The organism is Nostoc sp. LPT, assembly GCF_017115165.1.
In the GTDB taxonomy this organism is placed as follows: Bacteria; Cyanobacteriota; Cyanobacteriia; order Cyanobacteriales; family Nostocaceae; genus Nostoc.
In genome coordinates this window covers 1-17,821 of sequence record NZ_JABXKF010000026.1, presented here as the reverse complement: position 1 = coordinate 17,821, position 17,821 = coordinate 1, and the positions used below count along the sequence as shown (strand labels likewise).

13 protein-coding genes and 1 pseudogene are annotated in these 17,821 nt (G+C 41.7%); 5 read left to right on the top strand and 9 right to left on the bottom strand.

Annotated elements, in window-relative coordinates; translation table 11 throughout:
- Positions 1–324 (top strand): hypothetical protein (locus HWQ58_RS05565; RefSeq protein WP_292858856.1); only part of this gene is annotated, 324 nt, incomplete at its 5' end.
- A complete protein-coding gene (locus HWQ58_RS05560; RefSeq protein WP_292858853.1) occupies positions 308–718 on the top strand; it encodes a PIN domain-containing protein in 411 nt (136 codons plus the stop codon). The genes HWQ58_RS05565 and HWQ58_RS05560, both read left to right, overlap by 17 nt.
- Positions 719–1,388: 670 nt before the next feature.
- Here HWQ58_RS05560 and HWQ58_RS05555 read toward each other — a convergent pair.
- Complete coding sequence (locus tag HWQ58_RS05555) at positions 1,389–2,969, bottom strand: phenylacetate--CoA ligase family protein (RefSeq protein WP_292858850.1); 1,581 nt, start codon at positions 2,967–2,969, stop codon at positions 1,389–1,391.
- Between the two features lie 135 nt (positions 2,970–3,104).
- Here HWQ58_RS05555 and HWQ58_RS05550 point away from each other — a divergent pair, with 135 nt between their 5' ends.
- Both HWQ58_RS05550 and HWQ58_RS05545 read left to right on the top strand, forming a co-directional pair.
- Entirely contained in the window at positions 3,105–4,805 is a 1,701-nt protein-coding gene (locus HWQ58_RS05550) for a serine/threonine-protein kinase (RefSeq protein WP_292858847.1), read from the top strand.
- 115 nt (positions 4,806–4,920) lie between these two features.
- Positions 4,921–7,068 (top strand): serine/threonine-protein kinase, encoded by a 2,148-nt coding sequence (locus tag HWQ58_RS05545; RefSeq protein WP_292858845.1) that lies wholly within the window; start codon positions 4,921–4,923, stop codon positions 7,066–7,068.
- Between the two features lie 236 nt (positions 7,069–7,304).
- On the opposite strand, the gene HWQ58_RS05540 is transcribed toward HWQ58_RS05545, so the two are convergent.
- The 5 genes and pseudogenes from HWQ58_RS05540 to HWQ58_RS05520 all read right to left on the bottom strand — a co-directional run bounded on the left by HWQ58_RS05540 (position 7,305) and on the right by HWQ58_RS05520 (position 12,091).
- Positions 7,305–8,183 (bottom strand): TauD/TfdA family dioxygenase, encoded by an 879-nt coding sequence (locus HWQ58_RS05540; RefSeq protein WP_292858843.1) that lies wholly within the window; start codon positions 8,181–8,183, stop codon positions 7,305–7,307.
- 129 nt (positions 8,184–8,312) lie between these two features.
- Positions 8,313–8,930 (bottom strand): NUDIX hydrolase, encoded by a 618-nt coding sequence (locus HWQ58_RS05535; protein ID WP_292858840.1) that lies wholly within the window; start codon positions 8,928–8,930, stop codon positions 8,313–8,315.
- A gap of 53 nt (positions 8,931–8,983) precedes the next feature.
- Positions 8,984–9,568: a DUF4276 family protein gene (locus HWQ58_RS05530; RefSeq protein WP_292858837.1), complete on the bottom strand. Its 585-nt coding sequence runs from the start codon at positions 9,566–9,568 to the stop codon at positions 8,984–8,986.
- A gap of 14 nt (positions 9,569–9,582) precedes the next feature.
- Positions 9,583–10,752: pseudogene (locus HWQ58_RS05525) on the bottom strand (AAA family ATPase).
- 136 nt (positions 10,753–10,888) lie between these two features.
- Entirely contained in the window at positions 10,889–12,091 is a 1,203-nt protein-coding gene (locus tag HWQ58_RS05520) for a phosphoglycerate kinase (RefSeq protein WP_292858834.1), read from the bottom strand.
- Between the two features lie 89 nt (positions 12,092–12,180).
- Between HWQ58_RS05520 and HWQ58_RS05515 the strand changes: the two genes are divergently transcribed.
- The gene (locus HWQ58_RS05515; RefSeq protein ID WP_292858888.1) at positions 12,181–12,591 is read left to right on the top strand and encodes a universal stress protein; all 411 of its coding nucleotides are present in this window, start codon (positions 12,181–12,183) and stop codon (positions 12,589–12,591) included.
- 288 nt (positions 12,592–12,879) lie between these two features.
- On the opposite strand, the gene HWQ58_RS05510 is transcribed toward HWQ58_RS05515, so the two are convergent.
- The 3 genes from HWQ58_RS05510 to HWQ58_RS05500 form a co-directional block, all read right to left on the bottom strand.
- Positions 12,880–14,208, bottom strand: a complete 1,329-nt coding sequence (locus tag HWQ58_RS05510; protein WP_292858832.1) for a hypothetical protein — start codon at positions 14,206–14,208, stop codon at positions 12,880–12,882.
- Positions 14,209–15,239: 1,031 nt separating this feature from the next.
- Positions 15,240–15,950 carry a GDYXXLXY domain-containing protein gene (locus tag HWQ58_RS05505; RefSeq protein WP_292858830.1) on the bottom strand — a complete coding sequence of 237 codons (711 nt, stop codon included), beginning with the start codon at positions 15,948–15,950 and terminating at the stop codon, positions 15,240–15,242.
- Positions 15,951–16,212: 262 nt separating this feature from the next.
- On the bottom strand, positions 16,213–17,631 hold the full coding sequence (locus HWQ58_RS05500) for a DUF2157 domain-containing protein (protein WP_292858828.1): 1,419 nt from the start codon (positions 17,629–17,631) through the stop codon (positions 16,213–16,215).
- Between the last annotated feature and the right edge of the window lie 190 nt (positions 17,632–17,821).

Here is a 17,821-nt window from a genome sequence, read left to right as displayed (position 1 = left end):
TGCTTGATTGGTTTGGGAGGGCGATCGCATTTGGGTTTGTGGAGGTGCGATCGCTCTTCCTTTATCTTAAAAGTTACAATGAGTATGGTATTTACAGGAAAGGTAGAAATGACTGCAAAAGACAAAATTCATGCTGAAATTGATAGCCTTAACGAAGAATATCTAGATGAACTATATCTTTTAATCAAAGATTTTACCCAATCTAAACAACATCTGAAAAAACCGACTTTCATGTCAAAAATGAAACAAATCAAGATAAATGCTCCAGAGGATTTCGCTAGCAATCTTGATTCTTATCTAGTTAAGGATGAGGGTGATAAATAAAATCTTTGTTGATACGTTATTTGTGGTAGCACTAATTAATCAGCGTGACCAATATCACCAGCGAGCCTCCGAATTAGCCGATAGCTTAGAAACTCAACTCTTAATTACAACTGATGCAGTACTTTTAGAAATTGGTAATGCACTAGCTCGTAACTACAAAAATGAGGCTGTTGAAATTATCGAGCATTTCTTTGGCTCAGATGAAGTGGAAATTGTGCGACTCACTCCAGAATTATTCGCACAAGCATTCACAGTTTACAAAACCCATCAAGATAAAGCATGGGGTTTAGTTGATTGTATTTCGTTTGTAGTTATGAAGCAAGCTGAAGTCTCTCAAGCTTTAACTTTTGATCAGCATTTTGTACAAGCAGGTTTTCAAGCTTTAATGAGATAAGTTGGAAACTGAGTTGGTTTTGTGAGTAGCGATTGCACCCAAAGGGGAATTTCCTTCAGGGAACTAAATTAGTTGATTATTAATTAGCTTTCGAGCTTCTTCTTTAATATTGAGCTTTTCCATAGAGATTACAGATAACTTGCTTTTTTAGATTGTAGGCTCAACTCACGAGTTGGGGAAATGTATACTTTGTAAAGCTTACAGTAGGAATCGCATTTGGGTTTGTGATTGATGGCTATAAGTAAGTCAACCTAATTAAACATAAAACGCTCAACTGGATACTGACCTTGCTTGGCTGAGAATTTTAAGGTTTAGTTTTTATTATGCCGCGATCGCTGGAGATGATAGAAGCAACTAGTACCGCAAGGCGGAAGTCAAAAGTCAAAAGTCAAAAGTCAAAAGGTTTGTGAATTAAGCTTTTCAGACATTTTGGATGGTATGTTTATTTACGCCATGCTGTACTAGCTTTTATACTTCACTCTAAACCCAGTCCCCTGCTATAACTGAAAACTATTTATGAAAAAAGCACTTGTTCAAAACCTTGCCCGCAAGTGGCGCAAAAAAATCCTTATTTCCCAAGGCAGGTAGAAACCCCACCCGCAAGTGGCGTGGCTGTATTTAATTTTGAATTTTGAATTTTGAATTTTGAATTGATTCATTGTCCCATTCCCTATTGACGGGTATAACGATGTTTCACCCCAATGGGGAAATATTCAAAATCACCCATTGGCGCTAATGTAACCTGTGGTGTTTGATATTCTGCGGGAACATAATTAGCAAACTCGCTATTTAAGCGTAACAATTGTGAAAGAATAGAAGATGCGATCGCAAGTCTTTGATCTTCACTACCCTCTACCCCTACTGCTAATTCTACAACTACAGATAAAAATCGATTCTTATCTGAATCTTCCTTCACCTGCAACACGAATTTACCCGTCACCCATTCTTGAATTACTGGTTGTTCTAATCCCACCGTTACATTTTCTGGATAGATATTTGCACCAAAGTAAGAAACTGTAAAGTTAGAACGCCCAAAGACATAAACGAAAGGTAGCTGATGAATACCTCTAGGCGAGTGCTGAGTGCTGTTAGCGGTAGCGGGGCGTTTAGCCCGTTCTGAGTTTGGAGTGTTGAATTCTGAATTATGACTCTCATTCTGTAACGCCGCAACAGCATCAAATCCCCATTCTGCTAAAAATTGCAGCATGGCATCATAACTAATTATCCCGCCAGTATCCAAAATGTCATAACGGACTAAAGGAATACCGTTATCTCCCGAAAACAGCAATCCGCCATCTTGAACTTCAAAAAAGCGAGTTAAAGGATCGTATTGTACTAGTGTGGGTAAACGCGATTCCCCAAATAAAGCTCTAGCTGCATCGGGATTTTCTGCCAAAAAACGGCGAATACAGATACTTAACGGTGTTTCATTACCCAAAACTCCAGCATCCGCAGTGCCGTAGAGTGATGCAAAATCATAACAAGGATTTCGCGAACCAACTCTCTCACCAACCAAACTCCGCCATTCTTCACTAAATACTTCTCCCGCCATCACTAATTTAATCTGATATTGCTGCCACTCCATACCACGAGCGATACCAGTATCAATTACATCTTTTAAAAATGGCGGGTATCCCAATAACACAACTTGCTCAAAACCTGAGCCTAGTTCCTGCACAACTCGCAAGATTTCTTCTTTGTTGTTACCAGGAGTAATTACAGTGATAGGATAACCTTTGCTAGCAAGATAACGACAGCAATTAGTGGTAAACATCCCACCTACCCAAGTGCCTAAAGTGAAACAAATCACTGCTAGGGTACGTCTGGTGTCTGTATAGAAACTATCGTGAAAAATCTGTTCAAAGCGTGTGGCGATTTGGAGTTCATCTGTGAAAAAACGAGGCCAAAATGTCGGTTTACCACTAGAACCTGAAGAAGCAGCTATCATGTCGCACTCTTGGAGTTGTCCGTTACGGCACAAGTCAGCTAGAGGATAACGCAGTATATAATTTTGTTTAGCGATCGCTGGTAATTTCTGAAACTCCTCCAAGGTTTGAATAGTCGCGGGATTAATTTCCCTTTCTGCTAAAAACGCCTTGTAGGCTGGTACATTCGCCGCCACATCGTAAAATAAACTCAAAGCTGACGGAATTTGAGTGTTGAGATGCCGTTGCAGTATCGTTTCTAGAGGGGTAGACAAAAAATTTTCAAATGCTTTAATTACTTCCTGCTGTCTTAATTTGCCGTTCATGACGCTTGCTTATTTATCCTTAAGTAGAACCAACATCGTTAAAATAATTCGTAATTCGTAATTCGTAGAATATCCGAAAATGAGGGTATGCGCGTTGTAGTCTTTCAATAAAACCTTAATTTATCCTTCAGCACCATGCAGCTCTATTGCAGTAAACAACACACAAATAATGGTAGTAACCGCTTTTGTATTCATTGTGGTGAACCATTACCTCTTGCTGTAGGACAGGTTGTGGATAATCGCTATCAAATTATCCGTCATTTAGGGCAGGGCGGCTTTGGGCGCACCTATTTGGCGGAAGATATCAATAAATCCCATCAAATCTGTGTGCTGAAGGAATTTGCACCCCAAGTACAAGAAAATCAAGATTTACAAAAAGCTAAAGAGTTATTTGAGAGAGAAGCGAATGTCCTAAAAAAACTCCAGCATCCACAAATTCCACGTTTTCACGCCTCGCTACAAGTGAAGATAGGCACTAAAGATTTTTTCTTTTTAGTGCAAGATTATGTGGATGGTGACAATTACTACCAGTTATTAGAACAGCGTGAAGGTCAAGGAAAAACCTTTAGTGAAGAGGAAGTAATCACCCTCCTGCAACAGATTTTACCCGTATTATCATACATCCACTCACAAGATGTAATTCACCGTGATATCTCTCCCGATAATCTCATCTGGCGGCGTTCTGATAATCTGCCAGTGCTAATTGATTTTGGTGGCGTTAAGCAATTGCCAGCTTCTCAAGGTTTTTGGCGTACCAAGTTGGCTGAAAATAACACTTTGCTGGGTAAAAAAGGCTACGCTCCAGAAGAACAGCTACGGCAGGGTAAAGCATTTTTTAGTAGTGATTTATATTCTTTGGCGGTGACGATATTAGTGTTGCTCACAGGTGAAGAACCGCAGAAACTATACGACAGCTATCAGGGAATTTGGGGATGGGGAAAGCAAATCCAAGTTAGTCCCCAACTGGAAGCGGTGTTAAAAAAGATGCTGGCTTATAGACCGAGCGATCGCTATCAACGAGCCGAGCAAATCCTCAGAGATTTACCATCACCAACTGCGACTAAATCCCCAGGTAATTATATTACCACCAAGATTAAAACAATGGTAGTTGCTCCAGGAAGACAACGCGCCAGTGCTGTTATAAGTAGATTCCAGAGGCAAACGCAAGCGATTGCTAAACCGGCATCTTTCCCTGTTTGGATTCGCCCTTTTGTGATGAGTTTAGGGGGAACGGCTTTAGTTGTCTTAACTGGCGCAGGTGCTTGGGCGGTGGTAAATGCAGTGATTAAGAGTGTAACTTCAATTACTATCCCGTCAATTTCATTACCGCAAATTCCCCAGTTTCCCAATCCCAGCGGTAAACCAGCCGGCGACAAAGGAAAAAATAGCGACCTCCAGAAAATTATCAGTCGTCGTCAAGAGCTAGAAATTACTGAAGGATTTTTTATTCGCACAGTAGATGATTTATTTTATACAAAAAAACCAGAATTAAAAGGACGTAGCCTGACATCTAAACCTGAAGATGCTGGTTTACGAGATGAATGGTCTGATATCGCTGACGATTTATTGGATAAATTAGAACAGGCTAACCTGAGTACAGCAGTTCGTCAGAAATTGGGGAACTATAGTCAAAAAGATTACGATACATGGAGACGACAAGCGCGATCGGGGCAGTTTGGGAACTATACAATCGATCAGTTGACCAAAGACACAAATGAAAAATTTGATCGGTTGTTTCCCACTCAGCAGCGTAAGAAACTCAATCAACAGACTTTTGGTCAAATTTGGTATGCGATCGCAGCCGATCGAGTCAGTAAAGTACAATCTGGCAAATAAGCCGACTGGAAATTGGGGAAGGTGGGGCCCCCTCTGGGGATAAGGGGTAATGGGGACTGGGGAAGAGTAACAAATAACAAATGACAAATAACAAATAACAAATGACAAATGACAAATGACAAAAATATATTGTTCTAAAGGACATGAAAATTCCCCAGGTAGTCGCTTTTGTCTCCAGTGTGGTGAAAATTTGTTGGATACGCCCATGAGTTATAGTATCCAACCAGGAATGACTTTAGGCGATCGCTATGCGATTGTGCGTCAAATTGGCCAAGGTGGCTTCGGACGCACTTATTTAGCTGAAGATGTCAACCGTTTCCGAGAACTTTGTGTTTTAAAAGAATTTTCACCCCAAGTTCAAACCGCTTACGTTGTCCAAAAAGCTGAAGAACTTTTTGAAAGAGAAGCGAGTGTTCTTTATAAACTGCAACATCCTCAAATTCCCCGCTTTCGGGAACTGCTGCGGCTAAATTTAGGGGGCAAAGAATATCTGTTTTTGGTGCAAGATTATGTAGAAGGGGAAACTTACAATTCTTTGTTAAATGCCCGAATACAACAGGGTCTGCGCTTTACAGAGACGGAAATACGCTTTCTTGTCCTTTCAATTTTGCCAGTGTTGGAATACATTCACTCTCTAGGAGTAATTCATCGAGATATTTCCCCAGATAATTTAATGCTTCGCACTGTTGACAAACTGCCAGTTTTAATTGATTTTGGCGGTGTCAAACAAGTAGTAGCAACCGTAGCTTCGGAATATTACCAACCCGGTATGGTTGCACCTCCGCCAGCACCAACCTTATTAGGTAAAATTGGATTTGCGCCCCCAGAACAAATGCAAACAGGGTTAGTATCTCCCCACAGCGACTTGTATGCAATGGCCGCAACAATGTTGGTTTTACTGACAGGAAAACAGCCCCAAGAATTAATTGATACCTACACTCTCAGTTGGCAATGGCGACGGGAAGTTAATCTGAGTCAAAATTTGGCACAGGTATTAGATAAAATGCTATCTGCTAGACCAAGCGATCGCTATCAATCAGCCCGTCAAGTACTCCAAGCCCTCAACTCACCCCCAGCGAACTATCCGCCAACTCAATATCCCACTCCACCACAACCCACATCCGCCACTGTCGCCGTCTCCCCACCTCCCCCACCTTCTCCAACCCCTTCATATCCCTCATCTTCCCCGGCTTCCTCCTGGTGGACACCAACAAAAACCTTCTTGGTGGCGGCGCTAGTAGTTGGTAGTGTGGGATTAATTTGGTGGGGATTGAATGGCAGGCGCGATGTCGGGCAAGTCGAACCTAATCCTACAGCCAGCCCTACTCCAACTAGCGAACAACCAACCGATCCTTTAGCGCAATATTCGCCAGCAGAAAGAGAACGCAAAGAAAGATTAAGCGATCGCCGTCAACAGTTGGGTATTGACTCTAACTTCTACGTGAACTTGGTGAATCAAGTTTTTTGGGACAGAAATCCCAGTTTACGAGGACGCACTCTCAGCGATGGCCCTGAAGATGAGAGTTTGCGCGCAGAATGGGATAAAACAGCTTCGGAATTGCTAGAAAAGCTTGCACCATTGAGTAATAATGCACGCCAAAAACTGGGAACTTACACAACTGCTGAACGCGATCGCACGAAAGTGGAAGTCAACAAAATCAACGTTGGTAGTCGTTCTTTGTATGATTTGGGAGATGCGGCTTTCTTCAGTGTATTTCCTGAGCTGCGGGGTAAAAGTTTCCAGGGTCAGCCCATTGGACAAGTTTGGTACGGATTTGTTAGCGATCGACTCAATGCAATCCTTGGCGGTAGCGCTTTCCAGAAACTTGTCTTCGATCCGGGGGCTACTGGCAAAACAGTCAACGGTACTCTCCAACCTGGTGGCGGTAAAGTATTCATTGCTGGACTTGCCAAAGACCAATCTCTAGATTTGAAGTTAGAAGCAAATTCTCAAGTTTTATTATCAGTCTATTCACCTTCTGGGAAAATTCGATTTTTAGAAGATTCTACCAAGCGTAGTTTGTCAACTAAATTACCAGAAAATGGATTTTATGAGTTTGTCGTAGTTTCTACAGCAACGAAACCAGTAGATTATCAACTCACTATTACAGCGGAAAATCCCACTCCTCTCCCATTTCCAACAGCAACGCCCACGGAAACATCCACGCCAACACCAGCTCCCACGCCAACGCCAACACCCACACCCACGCCTACAGAAACCTCCACACCTGAACCTACACCAACTCCTGAGACAACGCCCTAGTACCGCAAAGCGGAAGTCACGCATTCAAAAGTCACGCATTCAAAAGTTTGTATATCAAGGCTTTTGCAAGTTTTAAAATGGTGGCTTGATTTCCGCCGCGCTGTACTAGTAGTCTGTCAAGTTTAAATTGACAGGTAAACAAGTTCGTAGTAAGGACTTTAGTCTTTAATTTTCTAAGCACTAAAGTGCTTACTACAAACTTTTCATTACTAGCTTAGACATTGTAATAGTGTCTTTCAACCTGTCTCTACTACACCTAAACGCAACGCAATTCGCTGGTGCTTCATTGGATCGTAGGGTTTACCTCTGTGCATCACCTGTGAGTTGTCCCAAAAAATAATATCTCCTGGCTGCCAAACATGGGAGTAGACTGGCGTGCAGTCTAGAACAGTCGCAAACAAATCTTCCCAGAAACGTTTTGCTTCTTCTGGTCGATCTTCCATACCAACTGCGATCGCAGTGTCTGAACCTAAATATAATCCCTTTTTACCAGTGACTTTGTGAGTGGACACAATGGGATGCAGTTTCCTCGGTATATCAGTATCTACATTGGGTTTTTTAGAAAACATTGGTGGCGAGTGATACATCGACATCTGCTCTAACTGCTGCTGATGTTGAGGATCTAAATTATTGTAAGCTTCTACCATATCAAGGAACTCGGTAGTGTGAGGTTGCCCATCTACACCTTCCGGCACTTGTATTCCATAAAGCATCACAACATATAGTGCGTTCATATCTAGTCCCTCTGTACTGGGGAGACCATCTTTATCATGATGCCATTGCCACGCATATTTCTCGGCTGGATCGGGAATCGGCCCCTTCGGATTGCCCAATATATAAACATATTGGCTTTGTAAGTCTGGACTAATATCAGGATCTAATGTTTTCGGAGGTCCGCCAAACATAAAATCACCAAAAGTCTGCTTGGCAAATTCTTTTAATTGTTGTGCGGTAAGCTGTTGCTGTCTGACGACTACAACACCATGTTTCCAAAGTGATTCTTTTAATTCACGCGACTCTAGATTTGTGAGGCAGTTAAGATTGCAACCGCGCAGGACTTCAACTCCGAGTCTTGGGTGGTGCTGGATTGGCTGTTGTTGAGTAATTTGAGTCATTGCTATACATTTATTTTGGCAGTAAACTATCGAAGCAAACTATATAGTTAATTAGTGTATATAGTAAATTTCTGTAGTAGTATCTTACCTAAAAAAGTTGGCCAAGTATATTAAATATTGAAGGGGCTACTAATCAAAGTCTGTCGGTAAATCTGGTTGGCGATAATGTTGAAAAAGTCGATTTATTTGTGCTGGTGTCACACGTCCGAGAGAAAGTTCTGGTAACGCACCTTCAGGGAAAAAACCTACTTCTTCAGTTTCAATACTTGATGATGGAGAACCACCAATAAGTTCACAGTGAAAAAACAGCTTGTAGATATAAAATGGTAATGGTGGATGTCCCTGTTTGTTTCTGTCATAGACTGCTAGGAGTTTGATAACGCGTGCTTGATATCCAGATTCTTCATATACTTCTTTCACAACTGCCTCACTGGGTGACTCGCCAACATCAGCCCATCCACCAGGTAAAGTCCAGAAGCCGTCTACTCGTTCCTTGACTAACAATATAGTATCATCACGAAAAATTGCTCCTCGCACATCAACTTTGGGAGTTGCATATCCTAGTTCACGGCTAAATAAATCGAGGACATAGCTGTGTTCTACATTTGAATAACTCGCCATGATTTCCGTGGCGATCGCTCGTAATTGTTTGTAACGTTCGATATCAAAAGGGTTTTCAGAATAGGTTAGACCATTTTGAGCGATCGCTTGTAACTTCTGTGCCCATTCCAGCCATTTGATTTTCATAGTTTTTCCCAACTTGTGTAAGTTATTACAAATCAGTATCTGATTAATAAATTTTATTTGACAATGTTTCTTAGTCGATCTCGAAAAATCTGAAAACTTTTAGAGAGGTTGTTTTCTACATCCATGTGCGGAGAAACTTTCTCAGCAAAGTCGATTTTTTGTAAACCTGTCTCATAGCCATATTTTTTTAGGATCTTATCTAGTTGCTCCCATGTACCACCTTTGATAGTATCTGGATTCCGAAATTTGGCTTGCTGGGATAAAGAAACAGGAATCTTTTCATATTCAGCCCTAATTGCTGTGACATCACCTATAAACCATGACTCCAGTTCTTCTACAGCAATTCTATGGAGAACAATATTTCCTTTGTGTTTAGTCACAACACTGCTAGCATCACAAAGTTTGCTCTTTAATTCTTGGCAATCACATCTATCCTCATCTACTAGAATCACGATTCGCCAGTCATCGGGCACAAAGTTAGCATAAGCTTTCATCCGCTCAGGCAGTCTTTTTAAAAGTCTAGCTTTATTTTGAAAGTTATGAATTTTCAGCGTATGAGTATCACCTATGATTTTAGGGACAATAAAATTTAAAGCAACTTCAGTTGAAGGTTCTTCTACTAAAAACTCTATATGCATAATTGCTACTACTACTAAGGTAGTTCTCTAAAATATCCCTCAGACCAAAGATCACCTAAACCTGCTTGGGATTCTATAAAATGTTTAGCATCATGGATTTGGTCAGCCCTTGTAACAGTTGCATAACCCTTCTCATCACGTTGAAAAATCCAGAGTTGTCTAGCATCTTTTATTGTGTTAACAAAAAATGGCGAGTGGGTAGAAACAAATACTTGTGCGCGTTGCGAGTAAGCCTGGGCTTCCTCACTTAAAGAATCAAGCAGTCGATGGTGCAGTCCGTTCTCTGGTTCTTAAATGCAAAGTAATTGAGGAGGATTCGGGTCATTTAATAATATTAAATATGCCAGTAATTTTAATGTACCATCTGAAGAAAACCTTGCTAAAAATGGTTTACTAAAAGGTGCATCTTTAAATAAAAGAGCTAGTCTGCCATCAATCGTTGGCTCTGATTCCACTTTTTCTAACTGGGGAACACGGCTAACCAGTAACTTCAAAATTTTGGATAAAGTTTCTTGATGTTCATCAGCAAGGTATTGAACTACATTGGCAATATTGTCTCCTTCACGAGAAAGATGTTCCATTGCACCAGCAGTCGCTAGCTGACGAGCTTGATCTGGTATGAAATAAGAGAGAAACCATTCCTCAATAAAACGACGCAAACTAGCAATGCGTGGGTTATCTGATAACTGACCTATAGTTTTAATAGCCAGGGAACTGGGGTCATCCATTTGATAGTGAATTCTTTTGTCATTAATTTCGGGATTTTCACCACTAATTACTTCACCTCCACCATTTTCAAACTTCAGAAAATCAAATGGTTGTCCACGAGAACCTCGCTTCCATTTGAGAGTTTCTCTTGAAACAATTGGGGCTCCATTTTGTAAAGCAATAGCAACTGTATAGGTGATTTTAGGAGATTGATTATCTTCCCGATATTTAATTACAATTTCAATTTCTTGACCTTGACAATCACGGGAGATGACTTCTTGAAATATTCCTCGCTTTTCTAAGGCTTTGCGAACATTAGTAGTAAGGCAATCTGAAAGAAAACCTATTACATCAAAAAAAGTAGTCTTGCCACTACCATTAGGGCCAAGGAAAACAGAAAAAGGTTTGATATCTTTTAGGGTAATATTTTGCATAACCCTATAGTTTTTGACAGAAATTTCTTCAATTCTTGCCATTACACTTTTACCTCCACAATTTTGGTGGTATGGTTGCTAAAAATGCTAATAAATATAGAAGGGTACGGTATACCGCACCCTTAATACAATTGTCAAAAACTACCAGATTTTTTCAGTAGCTTAAGAGCTAATTTTCTTAAGCATCATCTAAAGCTGCAATTCCAGGCAATACCTTACCTTCGAGTAACTCTAAGCTAGCGCCGCCACCAGTGGAGATGTGGCTCATTTGGTCAGCTAAACCAACCTTTTCCACAGCTGCTACCGAGTCGCCACCGCCAATGATGGTAGTTGTGCCAGTTTTGCTAATTTCAGCGAGGGTATGAGCGATCGCTTCTGTACCTGCGGCAAACTTATCAAACTCAAACACACCCATCGGCCCGTTCCAAATTACTGTTTTGGTATCTGCAAGAGCTTCTTGGAAAACTTTTACTGAGTCTGGGCCAATATCCAAACCCATACCATCATCGGGGATGTTCTCAATGCTGACGGTTGTCGCATTAGCATCGGGAGCAAACTTATCTGCTGATACGATATCCGTGGGTAACAAGAAGGTAACGCCCCGTTCTTTAGCCTTAGCTTCCAAAGATTTCGCTAGTTCTAGCTTGTCTTCTTCCACCAACGACTTACCAACATTCAAACCACGGGCTTTGTAGAATGTGAAAATCATCCCACCGCCGATGATCAGCTTGTCGCACTTCTCCAGCAACGTTTCAATTACGCCAATTTTACTGGAAACTTTGGAACCACCAATAATTGCCGCCAAAGGACGTTGGGGATTTTCAATGGCGTTTTGCAGATATTCCAATTCCTTTTCAACCAAATATCCAGCCACAGAAGGACTAAGGAATTTAGTCACGCCTTCAGTAGAAGCATGAGCGCGGTGTGCAGTACCAAAAGCATCATTTACATAAAAATCAGCATTAGCTGCCAATTTTTTCGCAAATTCTGGGTCATTTTTCTCTTCTTCTGGGTAAAAACGGACATTTTCCAGTAACAGCACTTGGCCATTTTGCAACGCGCCAACTTTAGCTGCAACTTCATCGCCAATGGAGTCATCAGTTTTAATGACTTCTTGCCCCAGTAACTCAGACAGACGCTTGGCAACGGGAGTTAGGCGTAACTTGTCATCCACACCCTTGGGACGGCCAAAATGGCTGGTGAGAATGACCTTAGCTCCCTTCTGCGTCAAATCTTGGATGGTTGGTAGAGCGGCGCGAATGCGAGTATCGTCGGTAATGTTGCCTTGATCGTCCACAGGCACATTAAAGTCAACCCGCACTAAGGCACGTTTCCCAGAGATATCAGCCGAAGATAAACTTGCTAAACTTTTTTTGGACACACCAAACTCTCCTGATTGCCTTTTTGTTATTGTTTTGAAAGTAGAACCATCAAGATTTTACCGGAGTCAGGGGTACCCAAGTGACAGATATATTTAAGACGGTATTATTTCCTATCGATCAAAGCCGGGAAACGCGGGAAGCTGCTGATGTTGTTACCAACGTAGTCAAAAAGTACAGCAGTCGCTTGGTGCTGCTGTCTGTGGTAGAAGAACCGCCTCCAGATGCGCCTAGCGCCGATGATCCGATGGTGTCGCCAGAGGTAGTTGCTAAATTGCTGGAAAATGCCCAATCTTTATTTTCTGGGCAAGGAATTAAATCTGAAATCTTGGAAAGGCGAGGCAAACCAGCTTTTACGATCTGCGATGTCGCTGATGAAATCGGGGCAGATTTAATTATCATGGGCTGTCGAGGGCTAGGCTTGACTGAAGAGGGAGCGGATGATAGTGTTACTACTCGCGTGATTAACCTTTCCCCTTGCCCAGTGCTGATTGTGCCTTAGCAGTGTGTTTTGAAATACTAGTAAATTTGTAGTGCGATCGCCAATTAAAAAAGAGGAGAAAAGGACGAATGTCACGAGAAAAGTGAAACCCTTGCTTTTTCTGGGTGTAGGAGGGTAAAGAAAGTAGTTGATTTGTAAGTATTATTTGGTTTTTAGTTCCTGACCGTGCAACCCCTACATCCTTATACTTAAAAGTCAGCTAGATTAAGGATTTATGCTTTTCTTAGTGCCATTCGTCTATATACCTAATTAAAGATTTTTTGTTCTAGATGGCTTTCCCTTATCCAATTAGGAACCCAAAGCAGAGGAAGCGCCAAAAAAGACGATTTGCTCAACATTTAAGACATTAAGGGTGAAATCATCACGTTTAATGGTGTAATTGTTGGAGTTACCTAGAATGGTGTAATCACTTTTGAAATCAGGCAGAATTAGCTTGTCCAATCCAGATCCGCCATCAATCTTGGCATTACCGTAACCAACATCAAATGTGTCGGCTCCACATCCACCCTTAATCAAGACATCGGCAATAGCGCCCCCTTGGTCTGAAACAGCATTACTGCTAGCATCAATTCGACGGGCTTTGAAGTAATCGTTACCGCTTCCGCCATCAATTGTGCCACCTTGGATGCCAATGCTGGCGCCATACCCAGTAAGGGTATCATCTCCTGCCCCTCCATAGATAATGCCATTAGTATTAACAATACCTATGCCTTGACTAATGCCAGTACCAATGATGGTATCGTTGCCATCGTCTAAACTGATGATGCCACTGTTAATAATGCCTATACCTACACCGGGTCCAAGCTCTCCAAAAAAGGTGTCGCCGGTTCCTTTACCGCCGGTGCCTGTGCCAGAGATGAAGTCGTTTCCCTCCCCTCCATTGATCACGCTACCCTTGCTGTTGGAGATACCTATACCTCTACCTGCATTGTCTGAGTCAAAAGGACCTATGTCCGCATTACTGCCCTTGCCGATAGCAGTAATAGAATCGTTTCCTTTTCCTCCACTAATCTCGCTACCACCACTGTTGGAGATGCCTGTACCATCTCCTCCATTACTACCAGTTCCACTTCCGGAGATGGAATCGTTCCCTTCTCCTCCATTAATATCGCTGTTCTCAGTGTTAGAGATTCCTATAGCAAACCCGCTAAATGTTCCAATTCCAGTTCCGGAGATAGAGTCGTCCCCCTTTCCTCCATCAATACGGCTATCCTGAGTGTTTTGGATGCCTGTACCAAAGTATGTCCCTAAACCGGAGATCAAATCTTTTCCATCTCCTCCATTGATATAGCCACCCTGAGTATTGGAGATACCTATACCAGCTACATAGGATCGATACTCATAACCACCAGTGCCTGTGCCAGAGATCGTATCATCTCCCGTCCCTGCATTGATGATGCCACTGTTAGCAATGCCTGTGCCAGTGCCTGCATTGCCAAAGTCGTCGCCGCCTGTGCCACTACCCTTGATAGTGTCCTTGCCTGCTTGAGTATTAATGACTCCATTTTTTAGAACCTCAATTCCAATTGCTGGGAATGCATTATCCTCTTGACCCACCACTAAATCGGAACTAGAAGTACCTATGAGTGCGGGAAAAGAAACAATTAGCCTGGGCATAATAAAATTTCCTCAATTGAGTGTGATAAAGCTTTAATCCCTGAAAGTCTTGCTCTTTCAATAAGAATTCTTTAAGTCAGAATTCATAGATAACTCTGAGATCGGGCATTCGATCAGAAGTTCACAGAGTCAGAACTAGAAAGTTGTAGACTTAACAAGCATTAATTAACGAATTTTTTGTCACGATTTCAACAACCTCTAAGCTCGACTTTATCCAAAATTAAGAACTCGCTTTCTTTATCCGGCAAAAACCCTAGCTTTTTGGCAAATACTTTTTCCACGTCACAGATTATAGATGAAGTTAAAAAAGTAAAACTACTGTCCTACAAAGGTTTCAGCTTAAGCGATCGCGTTGCGAAAAAAATGGATAAAGTCGAGCTAAGAGGATGTTTGAAAAGTATTATTGCTAACACCAAAACCTCCCAAACCTGACCCCCTAGCTCCCCTTACCTACAAAGGAATGGGAGTTTCAAAGCCTCTCTCCGTATCGGGAAGAGGTTTGGAGAGGGGTCTTTAGTATATTTTGCGACTTTTCAAACAACCTCTAAGATTGTTAATGACAAAAAATAATCTTTGATTCGATATTCGATATTTGAAAATAGAAACCTAAATCATAACCTGATAGTACTTACATAGCGAAAATTTACTTAGATTTCTATAACTTAATAAAAATCTTTACATCATTTTCATGTTTTTTTTGAAAAATTTATATAAAAGTAGTGTTATTTACGTATTCTTTATATTTTAACGATTGCGTAACAACCTAATTTGCAGGTTATAAAAAAATTCTGGACGCTTTGTAACTTTCGGCTCAGGTGATTGTACATAACAAGTTGACGGTTTTTGAAGTGTAACTGTAACTTAAAGTCAACTCAATACTAAGAGTGTTAACTCAGCTTCAAGTATTAAAATCAACTTCTTTATTTGTCATTTGTATTTACAAATGACAAACAGAAAATTCTGAGCGCCGGAAGTCAGCGCTCAGAACTTTAGAGACAAAGCTTGCATATTTTCACGCTTTACCTAACAGCTTAAAAGCGATAGTTGCGATCGCGCACCCACATACTAACTGGCACTGCCTTACCTTGTGGGTCTACTTTCGCTTTTACCACAATGGGTGGTATTTGTCCTCTGCGAGCGCGTTGGGCTTGTAAGTCGTTCCGAATCTGCTGCCGTTGGTTTTCTGGAATGTAATATGTTTCCAAGCCGTAGTTAACAGAGCCATCCTGATAAACACCTTTTAAGGCTGCTTGGTTGGCTCTAAGAGTTGTGGGGCGATCGCTACTTACTCGTAACGGTCTCCAAGCTCTCGGAACACCGCGATCAGTAGAGAATTGCTCTTGCAAAGTCACGTAGATATTGGTTCCTTCAGGCAATCTTCTGCCACTTCCCCGACCTTTGCTGACTAATGTTTGCCAGCCAGGTAGTCTGCTCAAATTTGAGGTACGGGATATGTTGTAATCTAAGGCTAAGGTGTTACCTGCGATCGCATTGTTAGGATCTACAGGTACGGTTTGTAAAATCACCGTCTTACCTGTCACATCTGTATAAACTGCTTGGGCTGGTACTGCCATAATTAGCCCTGTTTGCAGCGCCAGGGGAGCAAGTAACCGCCAAAAAGGTAAGGGCTTATTCGATTTTTGTTCAGTAGCAATCAAGTAATCCCGAAAAGTCACCTTATTGGAAAATTCGGCTTCGGGAGACAAGGGTTTATTCTTAGATTCAGAAGAGGTATTAGTCATGAGCGTAGTCCTAAAAAGCAGAGGTCTTGAGGAGTTCAAAAGTAACGAGATTAGGACTGACGCAGAGAAACTTTAAAAATTTTGACGCACAGAGATTTTGATGACGGGCAGATTTCAGAAAGAGTTAGGAGTTAGGAGTGCAAGGCGAAATCATCGATATTGAAAGTCCATCACTTGATGGTTGGGCTTTTCCTGATTTCTAAATTCTGACTCCTGAATTCTGTTAGCGGATAGCTAGGGTTTAGCCCATTCTGAATTTGCCTTACCTTTTACTTGTAGAGCTACCACCAGGTAAGCGGCGTTCAAACCATAGTCCAGCGCTAATTAAAGCAGAACCGCACAGGACATAGACTAGCGACTTAAAAAGTAAGTCGGTGTCGTACTCCTGCACGCGACTGATAATTTGCAGTGTTACTAACAGCATACCGCCCCAAAAGGAGCTTCTGTTGCTTAATTTCAATCCTTCTTGAATTAGTCCCCAGGCTAATGTTGCAAGAAGTACATTGAAAATAAAAATGCCAAGTTCATCAATCCGGCTAATAGTTTGATGCCAAAAAGGTACTATTGCAATAAAGACAAGAAATGTACTAATGACGGCAGTTGTGAAAATCACTTCGCGGCGCGGAGGGTTATTTCTTTGGCGCAGTAGAAACAACCATTGTAATACCGCCAAGCCGCTGAGAATGCCCAAATCGATAATCGGCAGAGACTCGAATAAGTTTGTCAAATTCGTTGGCTGATTATAACTATAATCTGGAGATTCCCAGACCCAACGAAAAGACAAAACGTAAAAGACGATGCCGAAGCATACCAACGCTAAATTACGGGCTAGAGATTGAAATAATCTGTAATTTATCGTTGGAAACAGTAAGTCATCATAACTCCAGAATAATGCAGGTGGGAGTGCAAAAGCAAAAGATGCCACCCAAGGAGCTATATCAGCATAATTCAGCAGTGGCAGAGGATTAAGGTTAGCTTGTAAGGAACTAGCAAAAACAAAGGCTGCTAGACCAAAAATCCAACGGGATCGACAGAAGTAGGCTAAGGGTACAAATACCAGCCATGCCAACAAAGGCAGATGCTGCACTACTAGCCGCGACCAAGTTAACTCACCTGAAGCGTACCAGAAGTCTTCTAGTCCAGTCCAGTAGCCGATTTCCACGAGGACAATTGACAGAATTCCTAAAGAATTTAAGGACAAACTGAAGGCCATGACCACAACACCGAATCCCCAAGCGAGAAACAGTTGGGAAGCTGAACCGATGATATTGAACATCTGGGCCATCAGCAGTAAATTTGCACCGAAGATGAAGGCGCTTAAAATTAACAATCCTTCTCCCAGTAGGCGTTTGCTTCGTTCTGGCTTCTTTCCTTCAGGTGGCCTCCAGGTGTAAAATCCAGTGATGGCGATCGCAAAAAACAAACTCATCATCAGAATAATTTTGACTTCTCGCGATCCTCCCTGCCAGTTTCCTGATACAAAGGTAATTATGCCTAAGCATAAAAGTATGCTGCCGATCGCGATGGCGATCGCTTTATTGCGATCGCGTGCAGCAGCTTCCAGGTTTTTAAATTGATAACGTTCTGCTATCTGCTCATACTGCGAAGAACTAATTAATCCTTCATCCCTCCATAATTGTGCTTGTTTGCGTAATTTTTCCTGAAAACTATCTAAGAACATGACCTTCTCCGGTGCAGTGGGGTAGCTTGGCCATTGCGATCCCAATGGCGGTCATTATATTTTGAGTATGAAGCCAAAAGCCCTAATTACATTGTTCTTGTGTAACAGTTTGATTTTGATTCAGATACAACGTACTAATTCGTAATTCGTAATTCGTAATTCGTAATTCGTAATTCGTAATTCGTAATTC